This is a genomic window from Limnochorda sp. LNt, assembly GCF_035593265.1.
Taxonomy (GTDB): domain Bacteria; phylum Bacillota; class Limnochordia; order Limnochordales; family Geochordaceae; genus Geochorda; species Geochorda subterranea.
On record NZ_CP141614.1, the window covers coordinates 2,516,133 to 2,542,273 of the forward strand.

Annotated in this window: 35 protein-coding genes; all 35 read right to left on the minus strand. The window is 69.2% G+C overall.

Going from position 1 to position 26,141, the window contains the following annotated elements:
* Positions 1–17 precede the first annotated feature (17 nt).
* Positions 18–392 (minus strand): 30S ribosomal protein S13, encoded by a 375-nt coding sequence (gene rpsM, locus VLY81_RS11990; RefSeq protein WP_324668429.1) that lies wholly within the window; start codon positions 390–392, stop codon positions 18–20.
* A gap of 51 nt (positions 393–443) precedes the next feature.
* Positions 444–557 carry a 50S ribosomal protein L36 gene (rpmJ, locus tag VLY81_RS11995; protein ID WP_324668430.1) on the minus strand — a complete coding sequence of 38 codons (114 nt, stop codon included), beginning with the start codon at positions 555–557 and terminating at the stop codon, positions 444–446.
* 122 nt (positions 558–679) lie between these two features.
* Positions 680–898, minus strand: a complete 219-nt coding sequence (gene infA / locus VLY81_RS12000; RefSeq protein WP_324668431.1) for a translation initiation factor IF-1 — start codon at positions 896–898, stop codon at positions 680–682.
* 21 nt (positions 899–919) lie between these two features.
* Positions 920–1,234, minus strand: a complete 315-nt coding sequence (locus tag VLY81_RS12005; RefSeq protein WP_324668432.1) for a KOW domain-containing RNA-binding protein — start codon at positions 1,232–1,234, stop codon at positions 920–922.
* Positions 1,231–1,977: a type I methionyl aminopeptidase gene (map, locus tag VLY81_RS12010; RefSeq protein WP_324668433.1), complete on the minus strand. Its 747-nt coding sequence runs from the start codon at positions 1,975–1,977 to the stop codon at positions 1,231–1,233. Before map ends, VLY81_RS12005 begins: the two co-directional genes overlap by 4 nt.
* On the minus strand, positions 1,974–2,651 hold the full coding sequence (locus tag VLY81_RS12015; protein ID WP_324668434.1) for an adenylate kinase: 678 nt from the start codon (positions 2,649–2,651) through the stop codon (positions 1,974–1,976). The genes map and VLY81_RS12015 overlap by 4 nt, the downstream gene beginning before the upstream one ends.
* Before the next feature lie 31 nt (positions 2,652–2,682).
* The gene (gene secY / locus VLY81_RS12020; protein WP_324668435.1) at positions 2,683–3,951 is read right to left on the minus strand and encodes a preprotein translocase subunit SecY; all 1,269 of its coding nucleotides are present in this window, start codon (positions 3,949–3,951) and stop codon (positions 2,683–2,685) included.
* Complete coding sequence (gene rplO, locus VLY81_RS12025) at positions 3,948–4,406, minus strand: 50S ribosomal protein L15 (protein ID WP_324668436.1); 459 nt, start codon at positions 4,404–4,406, stop codon at positions 3,948–3,950. The genes secY and rplO overlap by 4 nt, the downstream gene beginning before the upstream one ends.
* Positions 4,403–4,618 carry a 50S ribosomal protein L30 gene (gene rpmD / locus VLY81_RS12030; protein ID WP_324670419.1) on the minus strand — a complete coding sequence of 72 codons (216 nt, stop codon included), beginning with the start codon at positions 4,616–4,618 and terminating at the stop codon, positions 4,403–4,405. Before rpmD ends, rplO begins: the two co-directional genes overlap by 4 nt.
* Entirely contained in the window at positions 4,618–5,133 is a 516-nt protein-coding gene (rpsE, locus tag VLY81_RS12035) for a 30S ribosomal protein S5 (RefSeq protein ID WP_324668437.1), read from the minus strand. The genes rpmD and rpsE overlap by 1 nt, the downstream gene beginning before the upstream one ends.
* Positions 5,134–5,151: 18 nt before the next feature.
* Complete coding sequence (gene rplR / locus VLY81_RS12040; RefSeq protein WP_324668438.1) at positions 5,152–5,517, minus strand: 50S ribosomal protein L18; 366 nt, start codon at positions 5,515–5,517, stop codon at positions 5,152–5,154.
* Position 5,518: 1 nt separating this feature from the next.
* Entirely contained in the window at positions 5,519–6,064 is a 546-nt protein-coding gene (gene rplF, locus VLY81_RS12045) for a 50S ribosomal protein L6 (protein ID WP_324668439.1), read from the minus strand.
* Between the two features lie 18 nt (positions 6,065–6,082).
* On the minus strand, positions 6,083–6,484 hold the full coding sequence (rpsH, locus tag VLY81_RS12050; protein WP_324668440.1) for a 30S ribosomal protein S8: 402 nt from the start codon (positions 6,482–6,484) through the stop codon (positions 6,083–6,085).
* A gap of 30 nt (positions 6,485–6,514) precedes the next feature.
* The gene (locus tag VLY81_RS12055; RefSeq protein WP_324668441.1) at positions 6,515–6,700 is read right to left on the minus strand and encodes a type Z 30S ribosomal protein S14; all 186 of its coding nucleotides are present in this window, start codon (positions 6,698–6,700) and stop codon (positions 6,515–6,517) included.
* 34 nt (positions 6,701–6,734) lie between these two features.
* Complete coding sequence (gene rplE, locus VLY81_RS12060; protein ID WP_324668442.1) at positions 6,735–7,283, minus strand: 50S ribosomal protein L5; 549 nt, start codon at positions 7,281–7,283, stop codon at positions 6,735–6,737.
* A 49-nt stretch (positions 7,284–7,332) separates the two neighbouring features.
* Entirely contained in the window at positions 7,333–7,683 is a 351-nt protein-coding gene (rplX, locus tag VLY81_RS12065; protein WP_324668444.1) for a 50S ribosomal protein L24, read from the minus strand.
* Between the two features lie 4 nt (positions 7,684–7,687).
* Positions 7,688–8,056 (minus strand): 50S ribosomal protein L14, encoded by a 369-nt coding sequence (gene rplN / locus VLY81_RS12070; protein WP_324668445.1) that lies wholly within the window; start codon positions 8,054–8,056, stop codon positions 7,688–7,690.
* Between the two features lie 15 nt (positions 8,057–8,071).
* A complete protein-coding gene (gene rpsQ / locus VLY81_RS12075; RefSeq protein ID WP_324668447.1) occupies positions 8,072–8,335 on the minus strand; it encodes a 30S ribosomal protein S17 in 264 nt (87 codons plus the stop codon).
* Positions 8,336–8,358: 23 nt separating this feature from the next.
* Positions 8,359–8,610: a 50S ribosomal protein L29 gene (gene rpmC, locus VLY81_RS12080; protein ID WP_324668448.1), complete on the minus strand. Its 252-nt coding sequence runs from the start codon at positions 8,608–8,610 to the stop codon at positions 8,359–8,361.
* A complete protein-coding gene (gene rplP / locus VLY81_RS12085; protein WP_324668449.1) occupies positions 8,597–9,034 on the minus strand; it encodes a 50S ribosomal protein L16 in 438 nt (145 codons plus the stop codon). The genes rpmC and rplP overlap by 14 nt, the downstream gene beginning before the upstream one ends.
* Positions 9,035–9,043: 9 nt before the next feature.
* On the minus strand, positions 9,044–9,751 hold the full coding sequence (gene rpsC, locus VLY81_RS12090) for a 30S ribosomal protein S3 (RefSeq protein WP_324668451.1): 708 nt from the start codon (positions 9,749–9,751) through the stop codon (positions 9,044–9,046).
* An 8-nt stretch (positions 9,752–9,759) separates the two neighbouring features.
* Entirely contained in the window at positions 9,760–10,098 is a 339-nt protein-coding gene (gene rplV / locus VLY81_RS12095; RefSeq protein ID WP_324668452.1) for a 50S ribosomal protein L22, read from the minus strand.
* A 58-nt stretch (positions 10,099–10,156) separates the two neighbouring features.
* Entirely contained in the window at positions 10,157–10,441 is a 285-nt protein-coding gene (gene rpsS / locus VLY81_RS12100) for a 30S ribosomal protein S19 (protein WP_324668453.1), read from the minus strand.
* A gap of 28 nt (positions 10,442–10,469) precedes the next feature.
* Positions 10,470–11,303: a 50S ribosomal protein L2 gene (gene rplB / locus VLY81_RS12105; protein WP_324668454.1), complete on the minus strand. Its 834-nt coding sequence runs from the start codon at positions 11,301–11,303 to the stop codon at positions 10,470–10,472.
* 9 nt (positions 11,304–11,312) lie between these two features.
* Entirely contained in the window at positions 11,313–11,606 is a 294-nt protein-coding gene (locus tag VLY81_RS12110) for a 50S ribosomal protein L23 (RefSeq protein ID WP_324668455.1), read from the minus strand.
* 1 nt (position 11,607) lies between these two features.
* Positions 11,608–12,234 carry a 50S ribosomal protein L4 gene (gene rplD, locus VLY81_RS12115; RefSeq protein WP_324670420.1) on the minus strand — a complete coding sequence of 209 codons (627 nt, stop codon included), beginning with the start codon at positions 12,232–12,234 and terminating at the stop codon, positions 11,608–11,610.
* Positions 12,235–12,240: 6 nt separating this feature from the next.
* Entirely contained in the window at positions 12,241–12,924 is a 684-nt protein-coding gene (gene rplC, locus VLY81_RS12120; RefSeq protein WP_324668457.1) for a 50S ribosomal protein L3, read from the minus strand.
* A gap of 13 nt (positions 12,925–12,937) precedes the next feature.
* On the minus strand, positions 12,938–13,243 hold the full coding sequence (rpsJ, locus tag VLY81_RS12125) for a 30S ribosomal protein S10 (RefSeq protein WP_324668459.1): 306 nt from the start codon (positions 13,241–13,243) through the stop codon (positions 12,938–12,940).
* A 74-nt stretch (positions 13,244–13,317) separates the two neighbouring features.
* A complete protein-coding gene (gene tuf, locus VLY81_RS12130; protein ID WP_324668460.1) occupies positions 13,318–14,520 on the minus strand; it encodes an elongation factor Tu in 1,203 nt (400 codons plus the stop codon).
* Between the two features lie 34 nt (positions 14,521–14,554).
* Complete coding sequence (fusA, locus tag VLY81_RS12135; protein ID WP_405001380.1) at positions 14,555–16,579, minus strand: elongation factor G; 2,025 nt, start codon at positions 16,577–16,579, stop codon at positions 14,555–14,557.
* A gap of 108 nt (positions 16,580–16,687) precedes the next feature.
* Positions 16,688–17,158, minus strand: coding sequence for a 30S ribosomal protein S7 (rpsG, locus tag VLY81_RS12140; protein ID WP_324668462.1), 471 nt, complete (start codon positions 17,156–17,158; stop codon positions 16,688–16,690).
* Positions 17,159–17,274: 116 nt separating this feature from the next.
* Positions 17,275–17,691, minus strand: coding sequence for a 30S ribosomal protein S12 (gene rpsL / locus VLY81_RS12145; RefSeq protein ID WP_324668463.1), 417 nt, complete (start codon positions 17,689–17,691; stop codon positions 17,275–17,277).
* Positions 17,692–17,695: 4 nt separating this feature from the next.
* Complete coding sequence (locus VLY81_RS12150; RefSeq protein ID WP_324668465.1) at positions 17,696–17,971, minus strand: ribosomal L7Ae/L30e/S12e/Gadd45 family protein; 276 nt, start codon at positions 17,969–17,971, stop codon at positions 17,696–17,698.
* A gap of 252 nt (positions 17,972–18,223) precedes the next feature.
* Positions 18,224–21,886, minus strand: a complete 3,663-nt coding sequence (gene rpoC, locus VLY81_RS12155) for a DNA-directed RNA polymerase subunit beta' (protein ID WP_405001262.1) — start codon at positions 21,884–21,886, stop codon at positions 18,224–18,226.
* A gap of 75 nt (positions 21,887–21,961) precedes the next feature.
* Positions 21,962–26,053: a DNA-directed RNA polymerase subunit beta gene (gene rpoB / locus VLY81_RS12160; protein WP_324668466.1), complete on the minus strand. Its 4,092-nt coding sequence runs from the start codon at positions 26,051–26,053 to the stop codon at positions 21,962–21,964.
* Positions 26,054–26,141 lie beyond the last annotated feature (88 nt).

Consider the following 26,141-nt stretch of genomic DNA (forward strand, 5'->3'; position numbering starts at 1 on the left):
CCATGGCCTCCCTCACGTCACGTCTTCTTTCGCTTGACGCCCACGGTGCGCTTGGGACCCTTGCGGGTCCTGGCGTTGGTCCGGGTGCGCTGCCCCCTGACGGGGAGCCCCCGCTTGTGCCGGATCCCGCGATAGCTGCCGATGTCGATGAGCCGCTTGATGTTGGCGGCCACCTCTCTGCGCAGCTCACCCTCGACCTTGTACTCTCGCTCGACGACCTCCCGCAGGCGCGTCACCTCGTCCTCGGTCAAGTCGCGCACCCGCGTGTCAGGGTTGATGCCGGTGCGGGCCACGATCTGGCGCGCGCTCGACCGACCGATCCCGTAGATATAGGTGAGGGCGACCTCGACCCGCTTGTCCCGAGGCAGGTCGACCCCGGCGATGCGTGCCATGTTCAGACCACTCCCTCGCGTAAGATCGCGCGGCTCTGCCTCACCGGCTCCCTAACCCTGCCGCTGCCGGTGCTTGGGATTGTCACAGATCACCATCACGCGCCCGTGACGGCGGATGATCTTGCACTTCTCGCAGATGCGCTTGACCGAAGGCCGCACCTTCATCGATTATACCTGCCCTCTCCCGCACAGAATACATGCCCCTGGCAGACGAGCACAAGCAGGCACGCCCGCCGCTCGACGGATCGCCTGCGACGCCCCGAGCGCCCGTCTGGTCGCCCTGCTCGTCAGCGCTTGCGGTAGACGATCCGGCCGCGGGTCAGGTCATAGGGGGAGAGCTGCACGATGACACGGTCGCCGGGGAGGATCCGGATGAAGTTCATCCGCATCTTGCCCGCGATGTGCGCCAGCACCTTGTGGCCATTTTCGAGCTCCACCCGAAACATCGCGTTGGGAAGGGGCTCGACGACCGTGCCTTCCACCTCTATGACGTCCTGCTTGCCCATAGCCTCATCCTCTCTCGGGCCTCAGACCGCCACGTCGCCCGTACCCAGCAGCTCCTCGATGGCCCGACGCACCTGCAGGTCGCTCACGGGCTCGCCCCGCTCCAGCCGCCCGGCGATCTCCGGCGACACGCGGTCGTGGAGCCACAGATGACGCCGATTCTTGGCCTTGGCCTGAGCCACCTTGCGATGGCGACCATCGGCCACCAGCACCCGCCCGTCCGCGCGCACTCCTATCACGAGGTAGGCCCGGCCCGCATCCCGCCCGGCCCGGGAGGTCACCAGCTGCCCGAGCCGTACCCGGGGCTCCTCGACTGTCGGCGCACCACGCTCCGTCACGGCAGGGTCAACACCACCGGCCCGCCGTCCGTGATGGCCACGGTGTGCTCGAAGTGGGCGGAGCGGCTGCCGTCGACCGTCACCGCCGTCCAATGGTCCTCCAAGATTGTAACATCACTGCCGCCCTCGTTGACCATCGGCTCGACGGCCAGCGTCATGCCCGCTCGCAACCGGATCCCACGACCCGGCAGCCCGTAGTTGGGCACCTGGGGCTCCTCGTGCATCTGTCGCCCGATGCCGTGGCCGACGAACTCCCGCACCACCGAGAGCCCGGCACCCTCCACCAGGCGCTGGATGGCATGCCCGATGTCCGAGAGGTGGTGGCCCACCCGGGCCTGCTCGATCCCGGCCCACAGGGCCTGCTCCGTCACCTCCAGCAGCCGCAGGGCCCGCTCATCCACATCCCCCACCGGGAAGGTACGAGCGGCGTCGCCATGGTAGCCGTCCAGCACCACGCCCACGTCGACCGAAAGGATGTCGCCCTCCCGCAGGCGTCGAGCGGCCGGGATGCCGTGCACCACCTGCTCGTTGATGGAGGTGCAGATGCTGGCAGGGTATCCCCGGTATCCCTTGAAGGACGGCACGGCGCCCCGCTCACGGATGAACGCCTCGGCGAAGCGGTCCAGCTCGGCCGTCGTCACGCCCGGCCGGATGCGCCGCCCGATCTCCTCCAGGAGCTGCCCGACGATGCGCCCGGCTGCTCGCATACGGGCGATCTCGTCCGGCCGCTTGAGCACGATCATCCTCGGTCGATCCCGAGGCCCCGCCCCCTCAGCGCGTGCGCGATGGCCTCGGCCACCTCGTCGACGCTACCCGTCCCCGCCACCTCTACCAGCACGCCCCGGGCGGCGTAGTAGTCGACCAGCGGACGGGTGCTCTCTTCGTAGACCCGCAGCCGCTGGCGTACGACCTCCTCCCGGTCGTCGTCACGCTGCACCAGCTGCGCCCCGCAACGGGGACAGATCTCACCGCCTACCCCGCCCGGGGCCGCCAGCTCGCCGGCACCGTACGTCGCCCCGCACCGGGGACAGACCCGACGGCTGGTGATGCGGCGCACCGCCTCCTCGACGGGCACGACGAGGTCGATGGCGGCTTCGATGCGCACGCCCTCCTGCGCCAGCGCCTCGTCGAGGGCACGGGCCTGCTCCAGGTTGCGCGGGAAGCCGTCGAGCACGAAGCCCCGCCGACAATCGGGCGCCTGCAGGCGCTCTCGCACCATGGCCACCGTCACCGAGTCGGGCACCAGCTCGCCGCGGTCCATGTACGCCTTGGCCTGCCTGCCGAGATCCGTGCCGCGCTGGACCGCCTCCCGGAAGATGGCGCCCGTGGAGACGTGCGGGATGCCCAGCTGCCGGGCCAGGCGCTCCGCCTGGGTCCCCTTGCCCGCTCCGGGCATGCCCAGCATGACCGCTCTCATCGCCCGACGCCCGCTCCCCGACCGCTCCATCTCAACGGATGAAGCCCTCGTACTGGCGCATCAGCAGGTGCGCCTCGATCTGCTTGAGGGTGTCCAGCGCCACGCCCACCACGATCAGCAAGCCGGTGCCGCCGATGCTGATGAAGGCACTGGGCACCCCCGTCACGCCCGCCAGGATATACGGCGTCACCGCGATGAGCGCCAGGAAGAGCGCGCCCACCAGGGTGATGCGCGTCAGGATCCGGTCCAGGTACTCGGCCGTGGGCTGACCCGGGCGGATCCCGGGGATGAAGCCGCCGTACTTCTTCATGTTGTCCGCGACGTCACGGGGGTTGAAGGTGATGGCCGTGTAGAAGTAGGTGAAGAAGACCACCAGGATCGCGTACAGGGCGTTGTACAGCGGCGTGCCGAAGCCCAGGAACCGGTTGACGAAGTCGAGCGACGGAATGAACTGCGTCAGCGTCAGCGGGAACAACAGCACCGACGAGGCGAAGATGATGGGGATGACGCCCGCCTGGTTGACGCGCATCGGGATGTGGGTGCTCTGCCCGCCATACATCCGCCGGCCCACGACTCGCTTGGCGTACTGCACCGGGATGCGGCGCTGCCCCTCCTGCATGAAGACGATGGCAGCGATGAGGGCGACGCTCAGCACGGCCAGGGCGATGACGCCGAGCAGGTTGATGCCGCCCTCGCCGATGGCGCGCCCGATGTTGATGGCGCTGGCCGGCAGCCGCGCCACGATGCCCGTGAAGATGATGAGCGAGATGCCGTTGCCGATGCCGTTCTCCGAGATCTTCTCCCCGAGCCACATCAACAGCACCGTGCCGGCGGTCAGCGTCACGACGATGAGGGTCATGCTGAAGAAGCTGGCGTCGTAGAGCACCTGGTAGGCGTTGGCCAGGCTCGTCACGCCCAGCGCCTGCACCACCGCCAGCACCACCGTGCCGTAGCGCGTGTACTGGGCCAGGACCTTGCGCCCCTCGACGCCCTCCTTGGCCAGCTCCTCCAGGCGCGGCACCACCACGGTCAGCAACTGCAGGATGATGGAGGCCGTGATGTAGGGGGTGACGCTCAGAGCGAAGATGGAGAAGTTGGTGAGGGCGCCCCCGGCGAACAGATCGAGGAAGCCGAAGATGTTGGCCGACCCCGTCCGGAACCGCTCGGCCAGGGCTGCGGCGTCCACGCCCGGCACCGGGATGTGGGAGCCGATGCGAAAGACCGCCAGCATGGCCAGCGTGTACAGGAGCTTGGACCGGAGATCCTCGATGCGCGCCGCGTTGCGAAGGGCGTCGATCACGACGCGATCACCTCGACGGTGCCGCCTGCGGCCCGGATCTTCTCGGCAGCCTTCTCCGAGAAGCGATGGGCCCGCACCGCCAGCGGCCGGTCGAGCTCACCGTCCCCCAGCACCTTGACCCCGTCGGCGGGAAGGTCACGGATCAGCCGGCGCTCCAGCAGCGCCTCGGGCGTCACCGTCGCCCCCGGCTCGAAGGCTCGCGCCAGGTCTCCCACGTTGACGATGGCCATCTCCTTCTTGAAGGGGGCGTTGGTGAACCGCCGCAGCTTCGGCAGGCGCCGATGCAGCGGGGTCTGCCCGCCCTCGAAGCCGGGCCCCTTGGCCCCGCCCGAGCGCGCCCACTGCCCCTTGTGACCCCTCGTCGAGGTCTTGCCGTGCCCGGAGCCGATGCCCCGGCCCACCCGCTTGGGCCGGTGGCGGGCTCCCGGCTTCGGCCGCAGATCGTGCAGCTTCACCGGCCCTCACCTGCCTCGTCGTTGGCCTCCACGGGCTCCACGGCCACCAGGTGCCGCACCTTCTGGATCATCCCCCGCGTGACGGGGGTGTCGGGCACCACCACGCTCTGGTTGAGCCGGCGCAGCCCCAGCGAGCGCAAGGTAGCCCGCTGGTCCCGCCGGTGGCCGATGGCGCTCTTGCGGTAAGTCACCCTCACCAGCCCGGAAGCCATCACGCCGTCAACTCCTCGACCGACCGCCCCCGCAGCTGCGCCACCTGCTCGGGCGTGCGCAGGCTCTTGAGGGCGCCCATGGTGGCCTGCACCACGTTGATGGGATTGCGCGAGCCGAGCGACTTGGTCAGGATGTCGCGGATGCCGGCCAGCTCCACCACCGCACGCACGGGCCCGCCCGCGATGACCCCCGTGCCCTGGGATGCCGGCTTGAGCAGGACCCGTGAGGCCCCGAAGGTGAAGAGCACCTCGTGGGGGATGGTGTTGTCGCGCAAGGGCACCTCGATGAGGTTCTTCTTACCCGCCTCGACCGCCTTGCGGATGGCCTCGGCCACCTCCTTGGCCTTGCCGAGCCCCATGCCGACCCGGCCCTTGCGGTCCCCCACGACGACCAGCACGGAGAAGCTGCGGGCTCTGCCGCCCTTCACCGTCTTGGAGACCGGGTTGATGGAGACCACCCGCTCCTCGAACTCGCTACCGCCCTCCGCGCGGCCGTGTCGTGCCTGGCCTGCCATGCGATGGTCCAACCTCCCTCAAAACTCGAGGCCGCCGGCCCGAGCGCCCTCCGCGACGGCGGCCACGCGCCCGTGGTACAGGAAGCCGCCGCGGTCGAAGACGACCCGGCTGATCCCCTTCTCGCGGGCGCGGCGGGCGAGCTCCTCGCCCACGGCCCGGGCCGCCTCCTTGTTGCCGGTCTTGTCGAGACGGCCCCGTAGCTGCGGATCCAGCGTCGAGACGAAGACCAGGGTATGGCCCACCGTATCGTCGACGATCTGGGCGTAGATGTGGTTGAGGCTTCGGTAGACCGACAAGCGGGGCCGCTCGGGCGTCCCGAAGACCTTCTTGCGCACCCGCAGATGCCGGCGCTCTCGAGCCTCCTGCCGCGTCCGTCGCGCCATCTCAGCGTGTCACCTTCCCGGCCTTGCCCGCCTTGCGCCGGATCTGCTCGCCCTGGTAGGCGATGCCCTTGCCCAGGTACGGCTCGGCGGGTCGCACCTTGCGGATCCGCGCCGCCATCTCCCCGACGGCTTGCTTGTCGAGCCCCCGCACCACGATCCGGTTGGCCGCCGGCACGTCGATCTCGACGCCCGGCAGCGGCTCGATCACCACGGGGTGCGAGAAACCCACGGTCAGCACCAGGGAGGACCCCTGCCTGGCCGCGCGATAGCCGACCCCGCGCAGCTCCAGCGCCTTCTCGTACCCCTGGGTCACCCCCACCACCATGTTGGCGATGAGGGCTCGTGTCAGCCCGTGCAGGGCCCGGTGGTGCTTCTCGTCGCTGGGGCGGCGGACCACGATGGTGCCGTCGACGTGCTCCACCTCGATGTCGGGGTGCAGGCGCTGCACCAGCTCCCCCTTGGGCCCCTTGACCCGGACCGTGGCCCCGTCGATGGTCACCTCGACCCCGGGCGGGATCTTGACCGGCTGGCGTCCGATGCGCGACATGGCAGCCTCTCTATCCCCTCACCAGACGTAGCAGAGGACCTCGCCGCCGACGCCCGCACGACGGGCCTCCCGGTCGCTCATGACGCCCCGGGGTGTCGACAGCACCGCCACGCCCAGGCCGCCGACGACCCGGGGGATGCGGTCCTTGCCGGTGTAGACCCGCCGTCCCGGCGTCGAGACGCGGCGCACCCCCGAGATGGCCTGCGTGCGCTCGGGCCCGTACTTGAGCAGGATGCGCACCGACGGCTGGGGCTTCTCCTCGTCGATCAGCTTGTAGTCGCGGATGTAGCCCTGCTCCTTCAGCACCCGCAGGATCTCCAGCTTCAGCTTGGAAGCCGGCACGTCCACGCTGTCGCGGCGAGCCCGTGAGGCGTTGCGGATGCGGGTCAGCATGTCCGCGATGGGATCCGTCATGACCACGGCCGCGTCGTACTCCTTCCCGGGAGGCCCCTACCAGCTGGCCTTCTCCACGCCGGGGATGAGCCCCCGGTGGGCCAGGTTGCGGAAGCAGATCCGGCACATCTCGAAGCGCCGCATGTAGCCCCGGGGCCTCCCGCAGATCTTGCACCGCCGCACGATCCGAGTCGAGAACTTCGGCGGCCGCATCGCCTTGTTGATGAGCGCCTTGCGTGCCAACGCCCAAAACCTCCCAGCCGTTGGAGCTCCTGGGTCACGAGCCGTTGCGGAAGGGCATGCCCAGCAGCCGCAAAAGCTCGGCCGCCTCCTCGTCGGTCCGGGCCGTCGTGGCGATGGTGATGTCCATGCCCCGCACCCGGTCCACCTTGTCGTACCGGATCTCGGGGAAGATGAGCTGCTCGCGGATGCCCAGGCTGTAGTTGCCTCGCCCATCGAAGCTGTCGGGAGAGACCCCGCGGAAGTCTCGGATGCGAGGCAGCGCCACGTTGATGAGCTTGTCGAGGAAGTGGTACATCCGGTCTCCCCGGAGCGTCACCTTGGCCCCGATGGGCATCCCCTTGCGCAGCTTGAAGGCCGCGATGGAGCGCCTGGCCCGGGTCACCACGGGCTTCTGACCGCTGATGGCGGTCAGGTCGGCCACGGCGGCGTCCAGCTGCTTGGGGTCCTGCACCGCCTCGCCGACGCCCATGTTGATGACCACCTTGGCGAGCCGCGGCACCTCCATCACGTTGCGGTAGCCGAACCGCGCCATCATCGCGGGTACCACTTCCCGGCGATAGCGCTCCTTCAACCTGGCTTCCACGGCTGTAGGCTGCCTCCCGACGGCGAATGTATCGAAGGGCGCCGAAACCTCAATCTATCATCTTTCCGCAGCGAACGCAAACCCGCACGAGCTCCCCATCGCCCGAGCGCTGCCGGCGGTACCGGCTGGGCTTGTCGCATCCGGGGCAGACCAGCATCACCTTGGAGCTGTCGATGGGACCCGGCTTCTCGATGACGCCGCCCTGCGGATTGGTGCGGGTCGGTCGGGTGTGGCGCTTCTGGATGTTGACGCCTTCCACCACGATCCGGCCCTTGGCGGGGAAGACCTGGAGCACCTTGCCCCGCTTGCCGGCGTCGTCGCCCCGGATCACCTCGACCGTATCGCCCTTGCGCACGTGCAGCTTGCGGGTCGGCCGCTTCACGGCTGCCTTGGCCGCCATCGTCTCAGAGCACCTCCGGCGCCAACGAGAGGATCTTCATGTAGTTCTTCTCCCGCAGCTCACGCGCCACCGGCCCGAAGATGCGGGTGCCCTTGGGGTTCTCGTCGTCGGCCAGGATGACTGCCGCGTTCTCGTCGAAGCGAATGTAGCTCCCGTCCGGCCGTCGGATGGGGTGCCGTGTCCTCACCACCACGGCCTTGACGATGTCGTGCTCCTTCACCATGCCGCCGGGGATCGCCTCCTTGACGGCGCAGACGATGACGTCCCCCACCCCGGCGTAGCGCCGCTTGGAGCCGCCGAGCACACGGATGCACAGCAGCCGCTTGGCCCCGGTGTTATCCGCGACGTTGAGCACGCTCTCTTGCTGGATCATGGTCCTGCTACCGCCTTACTTCGCCCGTGCCAGGATCTGCACGACGCGCCAGCGCTTCTCCTTGCTGAGGGGCCGGGTCTCCATGATGAGCACCCGATCCCCCTCCCGGCACTCGTTGTGCTCGTCGTGGGCCTTGAAGCGGCTGGTGCGCCGCAGCACCTTGCCCAGCACCGGGTGGCGCACCAGGCGCTCCACCTCGACCACGACGGTCTTCATCATCTTGTTGGAGACGACGACGCCCTCGCGCACCTTGCGCTTGCCTCGCTGGTCGTTGGCCATGGTCGACTCGCTGCCCGCCCTCTCTAACCCTGCGTCCGCGCCTCACCGGTCGCCGCCCGGCCCTCGGTGCGGGCCGCGTGCTGGATGCCCAGCTCCCGCTCGCGCAGCACCGTCAGCACCCGCGCGATGTCCTTGCGCACCTGGCGGATGCGCATCGGGTTGCCGAGCTGCCCGACGGCCTTCTGGAAGCGGAGGTTGAAGAGCTCGGCCTTGAGCTCGTCGACCTTGCGCACCAGGTCCTCTCGGCTCAGGTCCCTCAGCTCACGCGCCTTCACCGACACCCTCACCACCCTGCTCCGCCCGGATGATGCGGGTCCGGATCGGCAGCTTGAAGGCGGCCAGCCGCAGCGCCTCCATCGCGACCGGCTCGGGCACGCCCGCCATCTCGAAGAGGATGCGTCCCGGCTTGACGACGGCGACCCAGTACTCGGGTGCCCCCTTGCCGCTGCCCATGCGCGTCTCGGCCGGCTTCTTGGTGACGGGCTTGTCGGGAAAGATCCGGATCCAGAGCTTGCCGCCGCGCTTGACCTGCCGGGTGATGGCGATGCGGGCCGCCTCGATCTGCTGCGCGGTGATCCAGCCGGGCTCCAGGGCCTGCAGCGCGTACTCGCCGGCCTCGATGGTGACGCCCCGCGTGGCCGTGCCCTTCATGCGGCCCCGCTGCACCTTGCGGTACTTGACCCGCCGTGGCATCAACATGGCTGTGCTTCACACCGACCCCTCTGTCGCTCGAGCGCCTTGGGCCGCCTCCTCGGCACGCCGGTGGCCACCCTCGCCGCCGCGACCCTCGGGAAGCACCTCGCCCTTGTAGATCCAGACCTTGACGCCGATCTTGCCGTAGGTGGTATTGGCCTCGGCCATGCCGTAGTCGATGTCCGCCCGCAGGGTCGTCAGCGGCACCGACCCCTCCGTCGCCCACTCGTAGCGGGCGATCTCGGCGCCGGCGATCCGGCCGGCGATGGCGACCCGTATGCCCTTGGCCCCGAGGCGCATGGCACGCTGCATGGCCTGTCGCATGGCCCGTCGGAAACTGATGCGCCGCTCGAGCTGGAAGGCGATGTTCTCGGCCACCAGCTGGGCATCGAGGTCCGGCTTCTCGATCTCGACGACGTTGATGCGCACCTCGCGCCCCGTCATCTGCTCCAGCTCCTGGCGGAGCCGGTCCACCTCGGCGCCCTGCTTGCCGATGATCATGCCCGGGCGCGCCGTGTGCACCGTGATCCGCACGGTGTTGGCGGCTCGCTCGATCTCGATGGCGGAGACGCCTGCCTGGTAGAACCGCTGCTTGATGTAGCGCCGCAGCTTGAGATCCTCGTGGAGCAGGGCGGCCAGGCCCTTCTTGTCGCCGAACCACCGGGACTGCCAGCCCTTGATGACCCCGAGGCGCAGCGCGTACGGGTGCACCTTCTGGCCCACGGATGACGCTACTCCCCTCTGCTGCGCAACACGACCGTGATATGGCTGCTGCGCTTGCGAATCAGGTACGCCATGCCCCTGGCCCGCGGCATGACACGCTTGAGCATGGGCCCCTGGTCGGCGTAGATGGCCGCGATGTAGAGGCGCCGGGGATCGAGGTTGTAGTTGTTCTGTGCGTTGGCGACCGCCGAGCGCACCACCTTCTCCACCACCGGCGACGCCGCCTTGGGCACGAAGCGCAAGATGCTCAGCGCCTGGTCCACGTCCTTGCCGCGGATCAAGTCGATGACCTGGCGTACCTTGCGCGGCGAGATCCGCTGGTACCGCGCCACCGCCCGTACTTCCACGCGCTTTGAACCCCTTCCCCGATGGTCACGACCCGGGCCCGCCTGGCCGTCTGCCGCCTCACTTGAGCGCCGTCGAGCGCTCCGTGTGGGCCCCGTGGCCGCGGAAGGTCCGCGTCGGGGCGAACTCGCCCAGCTTGTGACCCACCATGTCCTCCGTGATATAGACGGGGACGTGCTTGCGGCCATCGTAGACGGCGATGGTGTGCCCCACCATCTCCGGGAAGATGGTCGAGCGCCGAGACCACGTCTTGATGACCCGTTTCTCGCCCGTCTCGTTGAGACGCCGCACCTTCTCCAGCAGATGGGCGTCGGCGAAGGGCCCCTTCTTGCGTGAGCGTCCCATGGTCCAGACGACCGTCCTTACCTATCGTCTAGTCCTGCTTGCGGCGCCGCACGATGAAGCGATCGGACGGCTTGCGCCGCTTGCGGGTCTTGTACCCCAGCGTCGGCTTGCCCCAGGGCGTGACGGGCCCCGGCATGCCGATGGGCGACTTGCCCTCGCCACCACCGTGCGGGTGGTCGATGGGGTTCATGACCGAGCCGCGCGTGTGCGGCCGCCGTCCCAGCCACCGCTTGCGCCCGGCCTTGCCCAGGCTGATGTTCTCGTGCTCGACGTTGCCCACCTGACCGATGGTCGCCCTGCACCGGGCCAGCACCTTGCGGAACTCCCCCGACGGCAGCCTCAGCGTGACGTACTCGCCCTCCCGGGCCATCACCTGGGCCGCCGCCCCGGCCGCCCGCACCAGCTGCGCGCCCTTGCCGGGCAGGAGCTCGATGCAGTGCACCATGGAGCCGACGGGGATCGCGCTCAGGGGCAGGGCATTGCCCGGTTTGATGTCGGCCTGGGGCCCGCTCTCGACCCGGTCCCCCACCTGCAGTCCCAGCGGGGCCAGGATGTACCGCTTCTCGCCGTCGGCGTAGTGGAGCAAGGCGATGCGAGCCGAGCGATTTGGATCGTACTCGATCGCGGCCACCCTGGCCGGCACGCCGTCCTTGTCACGCCGGAAGTCGATGACCCGGTAGAGCCGCTTGTGGCCCCCGCCGCGGTGGCGCGACGTGATCCGCCCCTGGTTGTTGCGGCCGTTGCGCCGCCTGAGGGACCGGGTGAGGGCCTTCTCCGGCTCCTTCTTGGTGATCTCCTCGAAGGTGTACCCGGTGCGATGCCGCAGGCCCGGCGTCATGGGCCGGTACTGCTTGATCCCCATGGCGCGCCCTCACATTCCCTCGAAGATCGGTATCCGCTGGCCCGGAGCCAGCTTGACGATGGCCTTCTTCCAGTCGGGCCGGCGCCCGGTGAAGCGCCCCATCCGCCGCTGCTTACCCCGCACCCACATGGTGCGGACGTCGAGCACCCTCACGTTGAAGATCTGCTCGACGGCCTGGCGGATCTGGGTCTTGGTCGCGTCGGGCGCGACCTGGAAGGCGTAGGCATTGGTCTCGCTCATGAGGCGGGTGCTCTTCTCCGTCACCAGAGGACGGACCAGCACGTCGCGGATGTGCCGCTCCATCTCAGCCCAGCGCCTCCTCCAGGGCCGCCACCGCATCCTTGGTCAAGACGACGCGGTCGGCATCCACCACCGGGTAGACGCCGAGGGCGTCCGGCGGCAGCAGAGCTACCCCGGGGATGTTGCGAGCGGCCAGGATCACGTTGGGATCCTTCTCGCCCATGATGATGAGTGCCTTTTGCCCCTTCACCTTGAGGCCTTCGAGCACCGAGACCATGGCCCGGGTCTTGGGCTCGGAGAGCCGCAGCTGCTCCAGCACCACGACCTGGCCATCCCGCAGCTTGGCCGAGAGCGCGGACTTGAGCGCCAGACGCCTCGCCTTGCGGGGGATGGTGAAGCCGTACACCCGCGGCTTGGGGCCGAAGACGATCCCGCCGTGCCGCCACAGCGGCGATCGGATGCTCCCCTGGCGTGCCCGGCCGGTGCCCTTCTGGCGCCAGGGCTTGCGCCCGCCGCCGCTCACCTCGCCCCGCGTCTTGGTGCTGTGCGTCCCCTGGCGGCGGTTGGCCAGGTGCGCCAGTACCGCCTGGTGGATGAGGGCCCGCCTGAGGGGCACGGCCCATATCTCATCCCGAAGGGCCATCTCCCCGACCTGCTGCCCTTCCATGTTGAAGACCGGTACGACCGGCATCACGCCCTACCTGCCCTTCGCCTCGCGCCGGTACCGCCGACGGCTGTACAGCTTGCTCGAGCGCACCTCGACGAGGGTACCGGGCGCGCCCGGCACGGCGCCGTGCACCAGCAAGAGGTTGCGCTCCGGGTCGATGCCGATCACGCGCAGCGCCTGGATCGTGACGCGCTCCCGCCCCAGCCGACCCGGCATCTTCTTGCCCTTGAGCACCCTCTGGGGTCCCGTGGCCCCCAGGGTGCCGACCCGCCGGTGGTACATCGACCCGTGACTCATCGGGCCCCGGCGGCTGCCCCAGCGCTTGATCACGCCGGCGAAGCCCTTGCCCCGGGTGAGCGCCGAGACGTCGACGCGCTCACCCGGCGCGAACTGCTCCACCGTGACGGTGGCACCCGGCTCGAGGGCCGCGAGCCCCTCGCGCTCGCCGGCGTCGAACCGGAACTCCCGCAGGTGCCGAAGGGTCTGCCGGATGCCGTGGGCCTGCAGGTGCCCGCGCTCGGGCTTGGTCAGCTTGCGCTCGGGCACCGCCTCGTAGCCCAGCTGCACGGCCGCGTACCCGTCCTTCTCCGGCTGGCGGCGGGCTACGACGATGCAGGGGCCGGCCTCGATCACCGTCACCCCCACCGCCCGGCCGTCGCCGTCGAACACCTGGGTCATCCCCAGCTTCCTGCCCAGAATCCCCTTGGCGGCCATGTCCTTTTCCTCGCTACAGCTTGATCTCGATGTCCACGCCCGCCGGCAGGTCCAGCCGCATCAGGGCGTCCACCGTCTTGGGCGTAGGCTCCAGGATGTCGATGAGCCGCTTGTGGGTGCACATGGCGAACTGCTCGCGGGAGTTCTTGTGCACGTGGGGCGAGCGAAGCACCGTGTAGACGCTCCGCTCCGTGGGCAGGGGGATGGGCCCCGACACCAGTGCACCCGTGCGCTTGGCCGTCTCGACGATCTTCTCGGCCGAGCTATCCAGGAGTTTGTGGTCAAAGGCCTTGAGTCGGATCCGTATACGCTGAGCCAAACCTCCTGCCCCTCCCTATCGAAGCCATTACCCCACGCGACAAGTTGTCAAGGTGCCTGACGCCTCGACGCGCGTCACGCCAGGATCTTGGTGACGACGCCGGCTCCGACCGTGCGGCCGCCCTCGCGGATGGCGAAGCGCAGGCCCTCCTCCATGGCGATGGGCGTGATCAGCTCCACCGTCATCCGGACGTTGTCGCCCGGCATCACCATCTCCGTGCCCTGCGGCAGCGTCACGTTGCCGGTCACGTCGGTGGTGCGGAAGTAGAACTGGGGCCGGTACCCGTTGAAGAAGGGCGTGTGGCGGCCGCCCTCCTCCTTGGAGAGGACGTAGACCTCGGCCTCGAACTTGGTGTGCGGCGTGATGCTGCCGGGCTTGGCCAGCACCTGTCCCCGCTCGATCTCGTCGCGGTTGACGCCGCGCAGCAGCACCCCGATGTTGTCGCCGGCCTCGGCCACGTCCAGCGTCTTGCGGAACATCTCCACGCCGGTCGCGACGGTCTTGCGCACCTCGCGGGTGAGGCCCACGATCTCGACCTCGTCACCCACCTTGATGGTGCCTCGCTCGACGCGACCCGTGGCCACCGTGCCGCGCCCGGTGATGGAGAAGACGTCCTCCACCGGCATCAGGAACGGCTTGTCCTTCTCGCGCTGCGGCAGCGGGATGTAGCTGTCGACGGCCTCCAGGAGCTTGGCGATGCCCTCGGTCCACTCGTTCTCCTGGCCGGCCTGCAGGGCCTCCATAGCCTTGAGGGCCGAGCCGCGGATGACCGGGATCTCGTCGCCCGGGAACTCGTAGCGGCTCAGCAGGTCCCGCACCTCGACCTCGACCAGCTCCAGCAGCTCGGGGTCGTCCACCATGTCGACCTTGTTGAGGAAGACGACGATGGCGGGTACGCCTACCTGCCGGGCCAGCAGGATGTGCTCACGGGTCTGGGGCATCGGCCCGTCCGCCGCCGAGACCACCAGGATCGCGCCGTCCATCTGCGCGGCCCCGGTGATCATGTTCTTGACGTAGTCGGCGTGCCCCGGGCAGTCCACGTGGGCGTAGTGGCGGTTTTCGGTCTCGTACTCCACGTGAGACGTGTTGATGGTGATGCCGCGCTCGCGCTCCTCGGGTGCGTTGTCGATCTCCTCGTACTTGCGGACCTGGGCCATCCCCTTGCGGCTCAGGTACATGGTGATGGCCGCCGTCAACGTGGTCTTGCCGTGGTCGACGTGCCCGATGGTGCCGACGTTGACGTGGGGCTTGGTCCTGACGAACTTCTGCTTGGCCATCTTGGCTCGTGCCTCCCTCTTTGCCCCTGCCGCCCTACACGCGGGCCAGCAGCTCCTGCGCGATGTTGGCTGGCACTTCCTCGTAATGGGAGAACTGCATGGTGTACGTCGCGCGTCCCTGGGTCATGGACCGCAGATCCGTGGCGTAGCCAAACATGGTCGCCAGCGGCACCCGGGCCCGGACGACCTGCGTGTTGCCTCGTCGCTCCATGCCCTCGACGTGGCCCCGGCGCGCGTTGAGATTGCCGATGACGTCCCCCAGGAACTCCTCCGGCGTCACCACCTCGACGCTCATGATGGGCTCCAGCAAGACCGGCTCCGCCTTGCGGGCCGCCTCCTTGAACGCCATGGACGCCGCCACCTTGAAGGCCATCTCCGACGAGTCCACCTCGTGGTAGGAGCCGTCGAAGAGGGTCACCCGCACGTCCACGACGGGGTAGCCAGCCAGCACGCCGTTTTGCATGGCCTCACGCACGCCCGCCTCGACCGCGGGGATGTACTCCTTGGGGACCACACCCCCCACGATCTTGTTGACGAACTCGAAGCCCGCGCCGGCAGCAAGAGGCTCCAGCTCCAGCCAGACGTGGCCGTACTGGCCCCGCCCACCCGTCTGGCGAATGAACCGCCCCTCGGCCTGGACCTTGCGCCGGATGGTCTCCCGGTAGGCCACCTGGGGCCGCCCCACGTTGGCCTCCACCTTGAACTCCCGAAGGAGGCGGTCGACGATGATCTCCAGGTGCAGCTCGCCCATGCCTGCGATGAGCGTCTGCCCCGTCTCCGCGTCGACCCGCACCCGAAACGTGGGGTCCTCCTCGGCCAGACGCTGAAGGGCGACCCCGAGCTTATCCTGGTCAGCCTTGGTCTTGGGCTCGATAGACTGCGAGATGACCGGCTCGGGAAACTGGGGCGCCTCCAGCAAGATGGGCGCCTCCTCGGCGCAGAGCGTGTCGCCGGTCACCGTCTGGCGCAGCCCGACGGCCGCCACGATGTCGCCCGAGGCGGCCGCCTCGACGTCCTCCCGATGGTTGGCGTGCATCCGCAAGATACGCCCGATGCGCTCCTTGGCCCGCTTGTTGGCGTTGTAGACGTACGTGCCGGACCGGAGCACGCCGGAGTAGACACGCAAATAGCAAAGCTTGCCTACGTACGGATCGACCTGGATCTTGAAGGCCAGAGCCGCCAGAGGCGCCTGGTCCACCAGCTCCCGCGTCAGGGTCTCGCCGCTGTCGGGGTGGGTGCCCTCCACCGGGGGCAGATCCAGGGGAGAGGGCAGGTAGTCGACCACGGCGTCGAGCAGCGGCTGCACGCCTTTGTTGCGGAAGGACGAGCCGCACAACACCGGCACCAGCCGCCCCGTGACGGTGGCCTGCCGCAGCGCGCGCCGCAGGGCTTCGATCTCGATCGCCTCGCCCTCCAGGTAGCGCGCCATCAACTCGTCGTCGGTCTCGACGATGGCCTCGACCGTGGCCTGGCGGGTGCGCTCCACCAGCTCGGCCATCTCGGCCGGGATGTCGGTCTCGTCGCTGCGGGTGCCCAGGTCGTCGACGTAGAGGATGGCCTTGCGGCGCAGCAGATCCACGACGCCGCGGAAGCTGTCCTCCACCCCGACCGGCAGCTGGATCGGCACGGCCCTCGCACCCAGACGCCGCCGGATGTCGTCGACGACCCGCAGGAAGTCGGCCCCGACCCGGTCCATCTTGTTGACGTACGCGAGGCGGGGGACCCCGTAGCGATCCGCCTGGCGCCAGACCGTCTCCGACTGGGGCTCCACCCCCTGCACGGCGTCGAAGATGGCCACCGCGCCGTCCAGCACGCGCAGGGACCGCTCCACCTCGACGGTGAAGTCGACGTGCCCCGGGGTATCGATGATGTTGATGCGGAAGCCCCGCCAGTAGCAGGTCGTCGCCGCCGAGGTGATGGTGATGCCCCGCTCCCGCTCCTGGACCATCCAGTCCATGGTCGCGGCGCCCTCGTGCACCTCGCCGATGCGGTGCACCTTGCCCGTGTAGAACAAGATCCGCTCGGTCGTGGTGGTCTTGCCGGCGTCGATATGAGCCATGATCCCGATGTTTCGGGTCTTCTCGATGGGCACCTCACGAACCGACGACACGAACTCCCAATCCCCCTACGGCTGGCGACCCGACCACCGCCTGGGCCACCGTCCGCCTCACCAGCGGTAGTGCGCGAAGGCCCGGTTAGCCTCCGCCATGCGGTGCGTATCCTCCCGGCGCTTGACGGCGCCGCCCTGGCCGTTGGCTGCATCCAGCAGCTCGTGGGCCAGGCGCTCCTGCATGGTATGGTCCTTGCGCTGACGCGCGTACTCGACGATCCACCGCAACCCCAACGAGACCCGCCGCTCCGGCCGCACCTCGATGGGTACCTGGTACGTGGCGCCACCGACCCGGCGCGGGCGCACCTCCAGCATGGGCATGGCGTTTTTGAGCGCCTGATCGAGCACCTCGACCGGATCCCGGCCGGCGCGTTCCCGGATCAGGTCCAACGCCCCGTAGACGATGCGCTGGGCCAGGCTCTTCTTGCCGTCCCGCATCACCTTGTTGATGAGCCGATGCACCAGCTCGCTGTTGTAGAGCGGATCTGGTGCCACCTCCCTGCGCGGCGCCGGTCCCCTGCGCGGCATCCACGCCCTCCCCCTCGACTCTAGCTCGTGACCCCCGAGGAGCGCAGGCTACCCCCCATGCCTCGGTCGACGTCGTCACTGGGCGAGGGGAAAGCCTCGGGTCGGGGGCCGTGTCGTCACTTGGGCCGCTTGGCCCCGTACTTCGACCGGCCCTGCCGCCGGTTTGCCACACCGGCTGCGTCCAGAGTCCCGCGAATGATGTGGTAGCGGACTCCAGGCAGGTCCTTGACGCGTCCGCCCCGGATGAGCACCACCGAGTGCTCCTGGAGGTTGTGGCCCTCCCCGGGGATGTACGCGGTCACCTCGATGCCATTGGTCAGGCGGACCCGTGCCACCTTGCGAAGCGCAGAGTTGGGCTTCTTGGGTGTGGTGGTGTAGACACGGGTGCACACCCCTCGCTTCTGAGGGGCGCCCTCCGGCCGCTCGAGACGCCGGCCGGTCCGGGTGTTCTGCACGAAGTGGAACGCCGGCGCCTTGCTCTTGCGCTCCACCTGCTTGCGCCCCTGCCGCACCAGCTGATTGAAGGTCGGCAAGTGCCTATGCTCCCCCCTTCCTCTGCCGCTTCGCATCGGCGGGCGGCTCCTCCGCCACGAGCGCCGCCGCGGACGCTCCGACGTCGATGCCGCACGCCCTGCCGAGCGCCTGCATGCTGTCGACGTAGATCAGCTCCACCGCCAGCCGCTGGCTCAGCTCCACGATGGGCCGGGTCACCGCGGGGTCCGCATCCCTCGCCACGTAGACGACCTGAGCCACGCCGCGGTGCAGAGCCCGCAACGTCTGCCGCGCCCCGACCGCTCGGCGCTCTCGCCTCAACCGCGCAAGCGCCCCGGGCGGATCCGTCCTGCCGGGGATCGCTCCCGCTCGATCGGCCTCAAACCCTTGCGTGGCGCGGCCTGGCGGCGTTTTCGGGCCGCCCGAGCACTCCCTCATTCTAGCATCGGCCCTCAGGGCTGTCAATTCGCGATCATCACGCATCGTCACACGGCAGGGGGCTCCCTGCACCACGCGAGGGCAACCCCCGTCCCGGTCCCCGCGCGCAGGCGAGCCCCCTGCCCCTGGCTCCCGTCACTCGGAGTCGCCGCGCTCCTCGTCCGCCCCCTCCGGCCGGCCGTCCGCCGCGACGGCCTGCCTCTCCAGGTCCGAGGGGCCCTCCCCGGCCGCGCCCGCTGCCAGACGCCCGTCGTCGCCGTCCGCCGCCGCGGCCGGCCCCTGGCGCAGGATCCGGCCCAGGGCCGATGCGCCGTCGACGAGGGGCGGCGCGGCGGGTCTGGCATCGGGTGAGAGGGCGACCTTGATCTGGCGGTAGCGCGACATGCCCGTGCCAGCCGGGATCAGCTTGCCGATGATGACGTTCTCCTTGAGGCCCAGCAACGGGTCCGTCTTGGCCTTGATGGAGGCGTCCGTCAGCACCCGGGTCGTCTCCTGGAACGACGCCGCCGACAGGAAGCTCTCGGTGGCCAGCGACGCCTTGGTGATGCCCAGCAGGACGGGCTTCCAGGTGGCGGGCTGGCCGCCCTCGGCCAGGACCCGGCGGTTCTCGTCCTCCAGCTCGTGCTGCTCCACGATGCCGCCCGGCAGCAGGTCCGTGTCGCCCGGATCCTCCACCCGCACCTTGCGCAACATCTGGCGGATGATGATCTCGATGTGCTTGTCGTTGATGTCGACGCCCTGCGAGCGGTAGACGTTCTGCACCTCCTGGAGCAGGTACATCTGCACGCCTCGCAGGCCCTTGACCCGCAGGATGTCGTGCGGGTTGATGGGGCCCTCCGTCAGCCGGTCGCCCGCCTCGACCCGCTGCCCCTGCTGCACCAAGAGGCGCGAGCCGTACGGGATGACGTAGGGGCGCTCCTCGCCCTCGTCGGAGCGCACGACCACGCGCCGGGTTGTCTTGGACTCCTGCAGGTAGACCGTGCCGGAGATCTCGGTCATGACGGCCTGGCCCTTGGGCCGGCGCGCCTCGAAGAGCTCCTCTACCCGGGGCAGACCCGACGTGATGTCCTGCCCGGCGACCCCGCCCGTGTGGAAGGTGCGCATGGTGAGCTGCGTACCGGGCTCGCCGATGGACTGGGCGGCGATGATGCCGACCGCCTCGCCCACCTCGACCATCTGGCCCGTGGCCAGGTTGCGGCCGTAGCAGGCCGCACAGACCCCGTACCGGCTCTGGCAGACCAGGACCGACCGCACCGGCACCCGATCCAGTCCGAGCTGTTCCAGCAGTGCCGCCTTGTCGTCGTCGATCATCTCGTTGGCCCGCACCAGCACCTCGCCGGTCTCGGGGTGGCGGATGTCCTCCCCGGCCAGGCGGCCGGCGATGCGCTCCCGCAGGCTCTCGATGACCAGGCCGCTGGAGGGGTCGGTGAGGGGCCCCACCTCGACGAACTCGGTGGTGCCGCACTCCTCCTCCCGCACCAGCACGTCCTGGGCCACGTCCACCAGGCGCCGGGTCAGGTAGCCCGAGTCGGCCGTGCGCAGCGCCGTGTCGGCCAGTCCCTTGCGGGTGCCGTGGGTGGAGATGAAGTACTCCAGCACCGTCAGGCCCTCGCGGAAGTTGGCGCGGATGGGGATCTCGATGGTGCGACCGGTGGGATCGGCGACCAACCCTCGCATCCCCGCCAGCTGCGCCAGCTGGCTCTCGTTGCCCCGGGCGCCCGAGATGGCCATCATGTAGACGGGGTTGAAGCGGCCGAGGTTTCGCAGCATGGCCTGCGTCACCTCATCCTTGGTGCGGGTCCAGATCTCCACGATGCGCTGGTAGCGCTCCTCGGCCGTCAGGAGTCCTCGCCGGTGCTGCTGCTCGACCCGCTCCACCTGCTCGTCGGCCTTCTGCAGGATCTGGGCCTTCTCGGGCGGGATCTCGATGTCCTCGATGCCGACGGTGGTGCCCGAGACGGTCGCGAAGTGGAAGCCGAGGAACTTGATGCGGTCCAAGACGCCGGCGCTCTGCTCCGGCCCGTAGGTCCGGTACAGCTCGTCGACGATCCGGGCCAGTTGCTTGCGGTCCATGACCCGGTTCCAGTTCTCCTCCGACAGGAGCTTCTCCGGCAGCGCGCTGCGGAAGAAGATGCGGCCCGCCGTCGTCTTGACCCGCTGACCGTTCTCCAGCCTCACCTCGATGGGGGCGTGCAGCTCCACGACGCCCTCGTCGTAGGCCATGCGCACCTCGTCGGGGCTGGAGAAGGCCATGCCGCTGCCCGGGGCCCCCTCCTTGTCCAGGGTGAGGTAGTAGCAGCCGATGACCATGTCCTGCGTCGGGGTCACGACCGGCCGGCCCGTGGCGGGCAGGAGCATGTTGTACGTGGAGAGCATGAGCAGTCGGGCCTCGGCCTGCGCCTCGGCCGACAGGGGGACGTGCACGGCCATCTGGTCGCCGTCGAAGTCGGCGTTGTACGCCGTGCAGACCAGCGGGTGGATCTGGATGGCGCGGCCCTCCACCAGGACCGGCTCGAAGGCCTGGATCCCCAGCCGGTGCAGGGTCGGCGCCCGGTTGAGCAGCACCGGGTGCTCTTTGATGACCTCCTCCAGCACGTCCCAGACCGGCGACTCCATCCGCTCCACCATGCGCTTGGCGCTCTTGATGTTGTGGGCGAAGTTGCGGTCCACCAACCGCTTCATGACGAAGGGCTTGAAGAGCTCCAGCGCCATCTCCTTGGGCAGGCCGCACTGGTGGAGCTTGAGCTCCGGGCCCACCACGATGACCGAGCGGCCCGAGTAGTCGACCCGCTTGCCCAGCAGGTTCTGACGGAATCGCCCCTGCTTGCCCTTGAGCATGTCGGAGAGGGACTTGAGGGGCCGGTTGCCCGGACCCGTTACCGGGCGGCCGCGCCGGCCGTTGTCGATGAGCGCGTCGACGGCCTCCTGCAGCATGCGCTTCTCGTTGCGTACGATGATGTCGGGCGCCCCCAGCTCCAGCAGTCGCTTGAGGCGGTTGTTGCGGTTGATGACCCGGCGGTAGAGGTCGTTGAGGTCCGACGTGGCGAACCGCCCGCCGTCGAGCTGCACCATGGGCCGCAGCTCCGGCGGGATGACCGGGATGACGTCGAGGATCATCCACTCCGGCCGGTTGCCGGACTTGCGGAAGGCCTCCACCACCTCCAGGCGCCGCACGGCCCGCACCCGCCGCTGCCCGGTGGTCTCCCGCACCTCCCGGCGCAGCTCCTGTGCCATGCGGTCCAGGTCGATCTCCTGGAGCAGCACCTTGATGGCCTCGGCCCCCATGCCGGCCTTGAAGGCGTCACCGTACTTGTCCCGGTACTCCCGGTACTCGCTCTCGGTCAGGAGCTGCTTCTTCATCAGCGGGGTGCTGCCCGGGTCGATGACGATGTAGGCGGCGAAGTAGAGCACCTTCTCAAGGGCGCGGGGAGACAGGTCCAGCAGCAGCCCCATCCGGCTCGGGATGCCCTTGAAGTACCAGATGTGGGAGACGGGTGCCGCCAGCTCGATGTGGCCCATCCGCTCCCGGCGCACCTTGCTACGGGTCACCTCGACGCCGCAGCGATCGCAGATGACCCCCTTGTAGCGCACCCGCTTGTACTTGCCGCAGTGGCACTCCCAATCCCGGGTCGGGCCGAAGATCTTCTCGCAGAACAGCCCGTCACGCTCGGGCTTGAGCGTGCGATAGTTGATGGTCTCGGGCTTCTTGACCTCGCCGTAGGACCACGCCCGGATCTGGTCCGGAGAGGCCAGCCCGATGCGGATCCGGTCGAAGTTGTTGACGTCCAGCGTCGGCACGGCTCGCTCTACCCCCTCGGGCGCCCGGGCCACCCCGCCCGGCCCCTAAGTCGCATCGGCTTCGGGTAAAGCCCGTCACTCCCAGCGCCGGCGGGATCGGCGCCCGTACGGCTCGTCATCGTCGTCGCCGTCGTCGTCCTCGTCGACGTAGCCGTCCTCGTCGTCGAGGCCCTCGTCGTCGCCCAGATCCTCCTCGCCGAAGTCGTCCTCGTCTCCCTCGTCGAAGCCGTCCTCCGAGACGTCCTCGTCGAAGTCCTCGTCAAGGGACTCCTCGTCGTCGTCGTCGAGCGGGTACTCCTCCTCCGCCAGCTCGTCTTCGTCCTCGGTGAAGTCGAGCCCGAGGTCCTCGTCCTCCCCGCCCTCCTCGTCGAGGCCGGGGACGTCCTCGAAGGCATCCTCGTCGTCACGCGACCGCTGCAGCCGCGCCGACCGCTCGCCATCCTCCTCGGCCTCGCCCAGGCGCTCGCCGCGCGACGACCGACGCGCCGGCAGCGCCGGCTGCTCCTCGGGCTCGGTGGACTCCCGCGCGCGGGAGGGGCGGCTCGGCGACGCGTCGGAGGCCACCGCGCCGTCGGCGGGTCGTCCCAGGCCGGCCCCCAGGCCCGTGCCCGCGAGCAGGGCCCGCAACGTCGCCACTTCGCTCGGCTCCTCGGCAACGCGGACGCCTGCGCGGCCACGGCCGTCGCCCTCCTCTTCGGCCCCCTCGGCCGCCGTGACCGGCACCTGGAGCTCCTCCGGCTGGGGCGCCTCCTCGGTCTCCCGGCGCTCCAGGTGGATGCCCAGCTCGCGCAGCGGCAGGTCGTCGTCCTCCTCGCGGATCTCGATCTCCTTGGACTCCTCCGACAGCACCCGCACGTCCAGGCCCAGGCTCTGGAGCTCCTTGATGAGCACCTTGAAGGACTCGGGCACGCCGGGCTCCGGCACGTTGTCGCCCTTGACGATGGCCTCGTAGGTGCGCACCCGGCCCAGCACGTCGTCCGACTTGACGGTCAGCAGCTCCTGGAGCGTGTGGGCGGCGCCGTACGCCTCGAGCGCCCACACCTCCATCTCGCCGAAGCGCTGCCCGCCGAACTGGGCCTTGCCGCCCAGCGGCTGCTGCGTCACCAGCGAGTAGGGCCCCGTGGAGCGGGCGTGGATCTTGTCGTCCACGAGGTGGGCCAGCTTCAGCATGTAGATGTAGCCGACCGTCACCCGGTTTTGGAAGGGCTCCCCGGTGCGCCCGTCGTACAGCACGATCTTGCCGTCCTCGGGCAGCCCGGCCTTGCGCAGCGTCTCGAGCACCTCGCGCTCCGTCGCGCCATCGAAGACGGGAGTCGCCACGTGCCAGCCCAGGGCCTTGGCGGCCCAGCCCAGGTGGGTCTCCAGCACCTGCCCGATGTTCATCCGCGAGGGCACGCCCAGCGGGTTGAGCACGATCTCCACGGGGGTGCCGTCGGGCAGGAACGGCATGTCCTCCTCGGGCAGGATGCGGGCAATGACGCCCTTGTTGCCGTGGCGGCCGGCCATCTTGTCGCCGACGCTGATCTTGCGCTTCTGGGCGACGTAGACCCGCACCATCTCCGAGACGCCCGGCGCCAGCTCGTCGCCGGCGTCGCGGCGGAAGCGCTTGACGTCGACGACGACGCCCCCCTCGCCGTGCGGCACCCGCAGCGAGGTGTCGCGCACCTCGCGGGCCTTCTCGCCGAAGATGGCCCGCAGCAGCCGCTCCTCGGCCGTCAGCTCGGTCTCGCCCTTGGGCGTCACCTTGCCCACCAGGATGTCGCCCGGGCGCACCTCGGCGCCGATGCGGATGATCCCGTTCTCGTCGAGGTTCTTGAGCATGTCTTCGCCGACGTTGGGGATGTCCCGCGTGATCTCCTCGGGACCGAGCTTGGTGTCTCGGGCCTGGCACTCGTACTCCTCGATGTGGATGGAGGTGAAGACGTCCTCCCGCACCAGCTTCTCGCTGATGAGGACGGCGTCCTCGAAGTTGTAGCCCTCCCACGGCATGAAGGCCACCAGTACGTTGCGCCCGAGGGCCAGCTCGCCCATGTCGGTCGACGGGCCGTCGGCGATGGGCTGGCCCGTCTCGACGTACTGGCCGGTGGTGACGATGGGCCGCTGGTTGATGCAGGTGCCCTGGTTGGAGCGCTGGAACTTGAGGAGCCGGTATCGATCCTCCCCGCCCTCGTCGGCCCGGATCCGGATCTCCCGGGCGTCCGCGTAGGTGACGACGCCCGAGCGGCGCGCCACCACCACGACCCCCGAGTCGACGGCAGCCCGGTACTCCATGCCCGTGCCGACCAGGGGCGCCTCGGTGCGGATGAGGGGGACCGCCTGGCGCTGCATGTTGGAACCCATCAGCGCCCGGCTGGCGTCGTCGTTCTCCAGGAAGGGGATCAGCGCGGTCGCCACGCTGACGATCTGCTTGGGCGAGACGTCCATGAAGTCGACCTGCTCGGGCGGCACCAGCCGGATCTCGTCCATGTACCGGGCCGCGACGCGGGAGTTGACGAACCGCCCGTGCTCGTCGGTCGGCTCGTTGGCCTGGGCGATGACGTAGACGTCCTCCTCGTCGGCCGTCAGGTACCGCACCTCGTCGGTGACCACGCCGTCCTTGACCCGGCGGTACGGGGTCTCGATGAAGCCGAACTCGTTGACCCGGGCGTAGGTGGTGAGCGACCCGATGAGGCCGATGTTGGGACCCTCGGGCGTCTCGATGGGGCACATCCGCCCGTAGTGCGAGTGGTGGACGTCCCGCACCTCGAAGCCGGCCCGCTCGCGGGACAACCCTCCGGGCCCCAGCGCCGACATCCGGCGCTTGTGGGTCAGCTCCGCCAGAGGGTTGGTCTGATCCATGAACTGGGAGAGCTGGCTGGAGCCGAAGAACTCCTTGATGGCGGCCACCACGGGGCGGATGTTGATGAGCAGCTGGGGCGTCACGATGTCCTCGCTGCCCTGGATGGTCATCCGCTCCCGGATGACGCGCTCCATCCGCGCCAGCCCGATGCGGAACTGGTTTTGCAGCAGCTCACCGACCGTCTTGAGCCGGCGGTTGCCCAGGTGGTCGATGTCGTCGGTCTGCCCGACGCCCTGGATGAGGTTGCTCATGTAATTGACGATGGCCACCAGGTCGTCGGGCGTCAAAACCCGCTGCTCGATGGGAGGCTGGCCATTGCTGACCACCTTGATGGGGCCGGCCTTGCCCTCGATGACGACCTCGCGCACGCCGGCCTGCTCCAGCTGCTCGGCCATCTCCCGGGTGACCCGGGCGCCTGCGTCGGCCAGGATCTCGCCGGTCTCGGGATGCACCACCGGCTGCTCCAGCCGGGCACCCACGATGCGACCCGACAGCCGGAGCTTCTTGTTGATCTTGTAGCGGCCGACGGCGGCCAGGTCGTATCGCTTGGGGTCGTAGAAGAGAGACTCGAAGAGGGTCCGGGCGCTCTCCTCGGTGGGCGGCTCGCCCGGGCGCAGGCGCTTGTAGATCTCGATGAGGGCGTCGGTCTCGCTGTCGGTCGCGTCACGGTCCAGCGTCAGCCGTACCGGCTCGGAGTCGCCCAGCACCTCCAGGAGCTGGGCATTGGTGGAGTAGCCGGCGGCCCGCACCAGCACCGTCGCGGGCAGCTTGCGCGTCCGGTCGATGCGCACCCAGATGACGTTTTGAGCATCGGTCTCCAGCTCGAGCCAGGCACCGCGGTTGGGGATGACGCTGGCCTGCAGGATGGGCCGTCCGCTGGTGTCGCGCTCCTGGCTGTAGTAGACGCCCGGCGAGCGCACCAGCTGGGAGACGACGACTCGTTCGGCACCGTTGATGACGAAGGTGCCCTTGTCGGTCATCAGGGGGAACTCCCCCATGTAGACCTCTTGCTCCTTGACCTCGCCGGTGTCCTTCTTGATGAGGCGCACACGCACCTTGAGGGGCGCGGCGTAGGTGGCGTCCCGCTCCTTGCACTCCTCCACCGAGTACTTGGGCTCACCGAAAGAGTGCTCCAAGAACTCCAGCACCAGGTTGCCGGTGAAGTCCTGAATGGGCGAGATGTCTCGGAAGGTCTCGGCCAGCCCCTCCTCCTTGAACCACCGGTACGAGCGCAGCTGCAGCTCGATCAGATCCGGGAGCTCCAGGACCTCCCGGATCTTTCCGAAACTGACCCGCTCCCGCCTTCGCGCCCCGACGGCAACGGCCAAACGGCATCACCCCGCTCGGACGACTTCGAGCAACCCGAAAGAGCGGCAGGAGAAGCGCGCGGCCCCCTCGAAGAGAAGGCCGGAGCCG

Excerpts from the sequence above, each read along its gene's own strand:
- rplD (WP_324670420.1), bottom strand. The coding sequence starts at position 12,234 with ATGCCGGTCGTACCGGTCTTCAACATGGAAGGGCAGCAGGTCGGGGAG.
- VLY81_RS12110 (WP_324668455.1), bottom strand. The coding sequence starts at position 11,606 with ATGGAGCGGCACATCCGCGACGTGCTGGTCCGTCCTCTGGTGACGGAG.
- rpmD (WP_324670419.1), bottom strand. The coding sequence starts at position 4,618 with ATGGCTTCCGGGCTGGTGAGGGTGACTTACCGCAAGAGCGCCATCGGC.
- fusA (WP_405001380.1), bottom strand. The coding sequence starts at position 16,579 with ATGGCTCATATCGACGCCGGCAAGACCACCACGACCGAGCGGATCTTG.
- rpsM (WP_324668429.1), bottom strand. The coding sequence starts at position 392 with ATGGCACGCATCGCCGGGGTCGACCTGCCTCGGGACAAGCGGGTCGAG.
- rplR (WP_324668438.1), bottom strand. The coding sequence starts at position 5,517 with ATGGCGCGACGGACGCGGCAGGAGGCTCGAGAGCGCCGGCATCTGCGG.
- rpsG (WP_324668462.1), bottom strand. The coding sequence starts at position 17,158 with ATGCCGCGCAGGGGACCGGCGCCGCGCAGGGAGGTGGCACCAGATCCG.
- rplP (WP_324668449.1), bottom strand. The coding sequence starts at position 9,034 with ATGTTGATGCCACGGCGGGTCAAGTACCGCAAGGTGCAGCGGGGCCGC.
- rpsS (WP_324668453.1), bottom strand. The coding sequence starts at position 10,441 with ATGGGACGCTCACGCAAGAAGGGGCCCTTCGCCGACGCCCATCTGCTG.
- infA (WP_324668431.1), bottom strand. The coding sequence starts at position 898 with ATGGGCAAGCAGGACGTCATAGAGGTGGAAGGCACGGTCGTCGAGCCC.
- rpmJ (WP_324668430.1), bottom strand. The coding sequence starts at position 557 with ATGAAGGTGCGGCCTTCGGTCAAGCGCATCTGCGAGAAGTGCAAGATC.
- rplC (WP_324668457.1), bottom strand. The coding sequence starts at position 12,924 with ATGGCCGCCAAGGGGATTCTGGGCAGGAAGCTGGGGATGACCCAGGTG.
- rplX (WP_324668444.1), bottom strand. The coding sequence starts at position 7,683 with ATGGCGGCCAAGGCAGCCGTGAAGCGGCCGACCCGCAAGCTGCACGTG.
- map (WP_324668433.1), bottom strand. The coding sequence starts at position 1,977 with ATGATCGTGCTCAAGCGGCCGGACGAGATCGCCCGTATGCGAGCAGCC.
- rpsQ (WP_324668447.1), bottom strand. The coding sequence starts at position 8,335 with ATGGCCAACGACCAGCGAGGCAAGCGCAAGGTGCGCGAGGGCGTCGTC.
- rpsE (WP_324668437.1), bottom strand. The coding sequence starts at position 5,133 with ATGGCAGGCCAGGCACGACACGGCCGCGCGGAGGGCGGTAGCGAGTTC.
- VLY81_RS12015 (WP_324668434.1), bottom strand. The coding sequence starts at position 2,651 with ATGAGAGCGGTCATGCTGGGCATGCCCGGAGCGGGCAAGGGGACCCAG.
- tuf (WP_324668460.1), bottom strand. The coding sequence starts at position 14,520 with ATGGCCAAGCAGAAGTTCGTCAGGACCAAGCCCCACGTCAACGTCGGC.
- rplN (WP_324668445.1), bottom strand. The coding sequence starts at position 8,056 with ATGATCCAGCAAGAGAGCGTGCTCAACGTCGCGGATAACACCGGGGCC.
- rplB (WP_324668454.1), bottom strand. The coding sequence starts at position 11,303 with ATGGGGATCAAGCAGTACCGGCCCATGACGCCGGGCCTGCGGCATCGC.
- rplF (WP_324668439.1), bottom strand. The coding sequence starts at position 6,064 with ATGTCGCGCATCGGACGCCAGCCGGTCAAGATCCCGCCCGGGGTCGAG.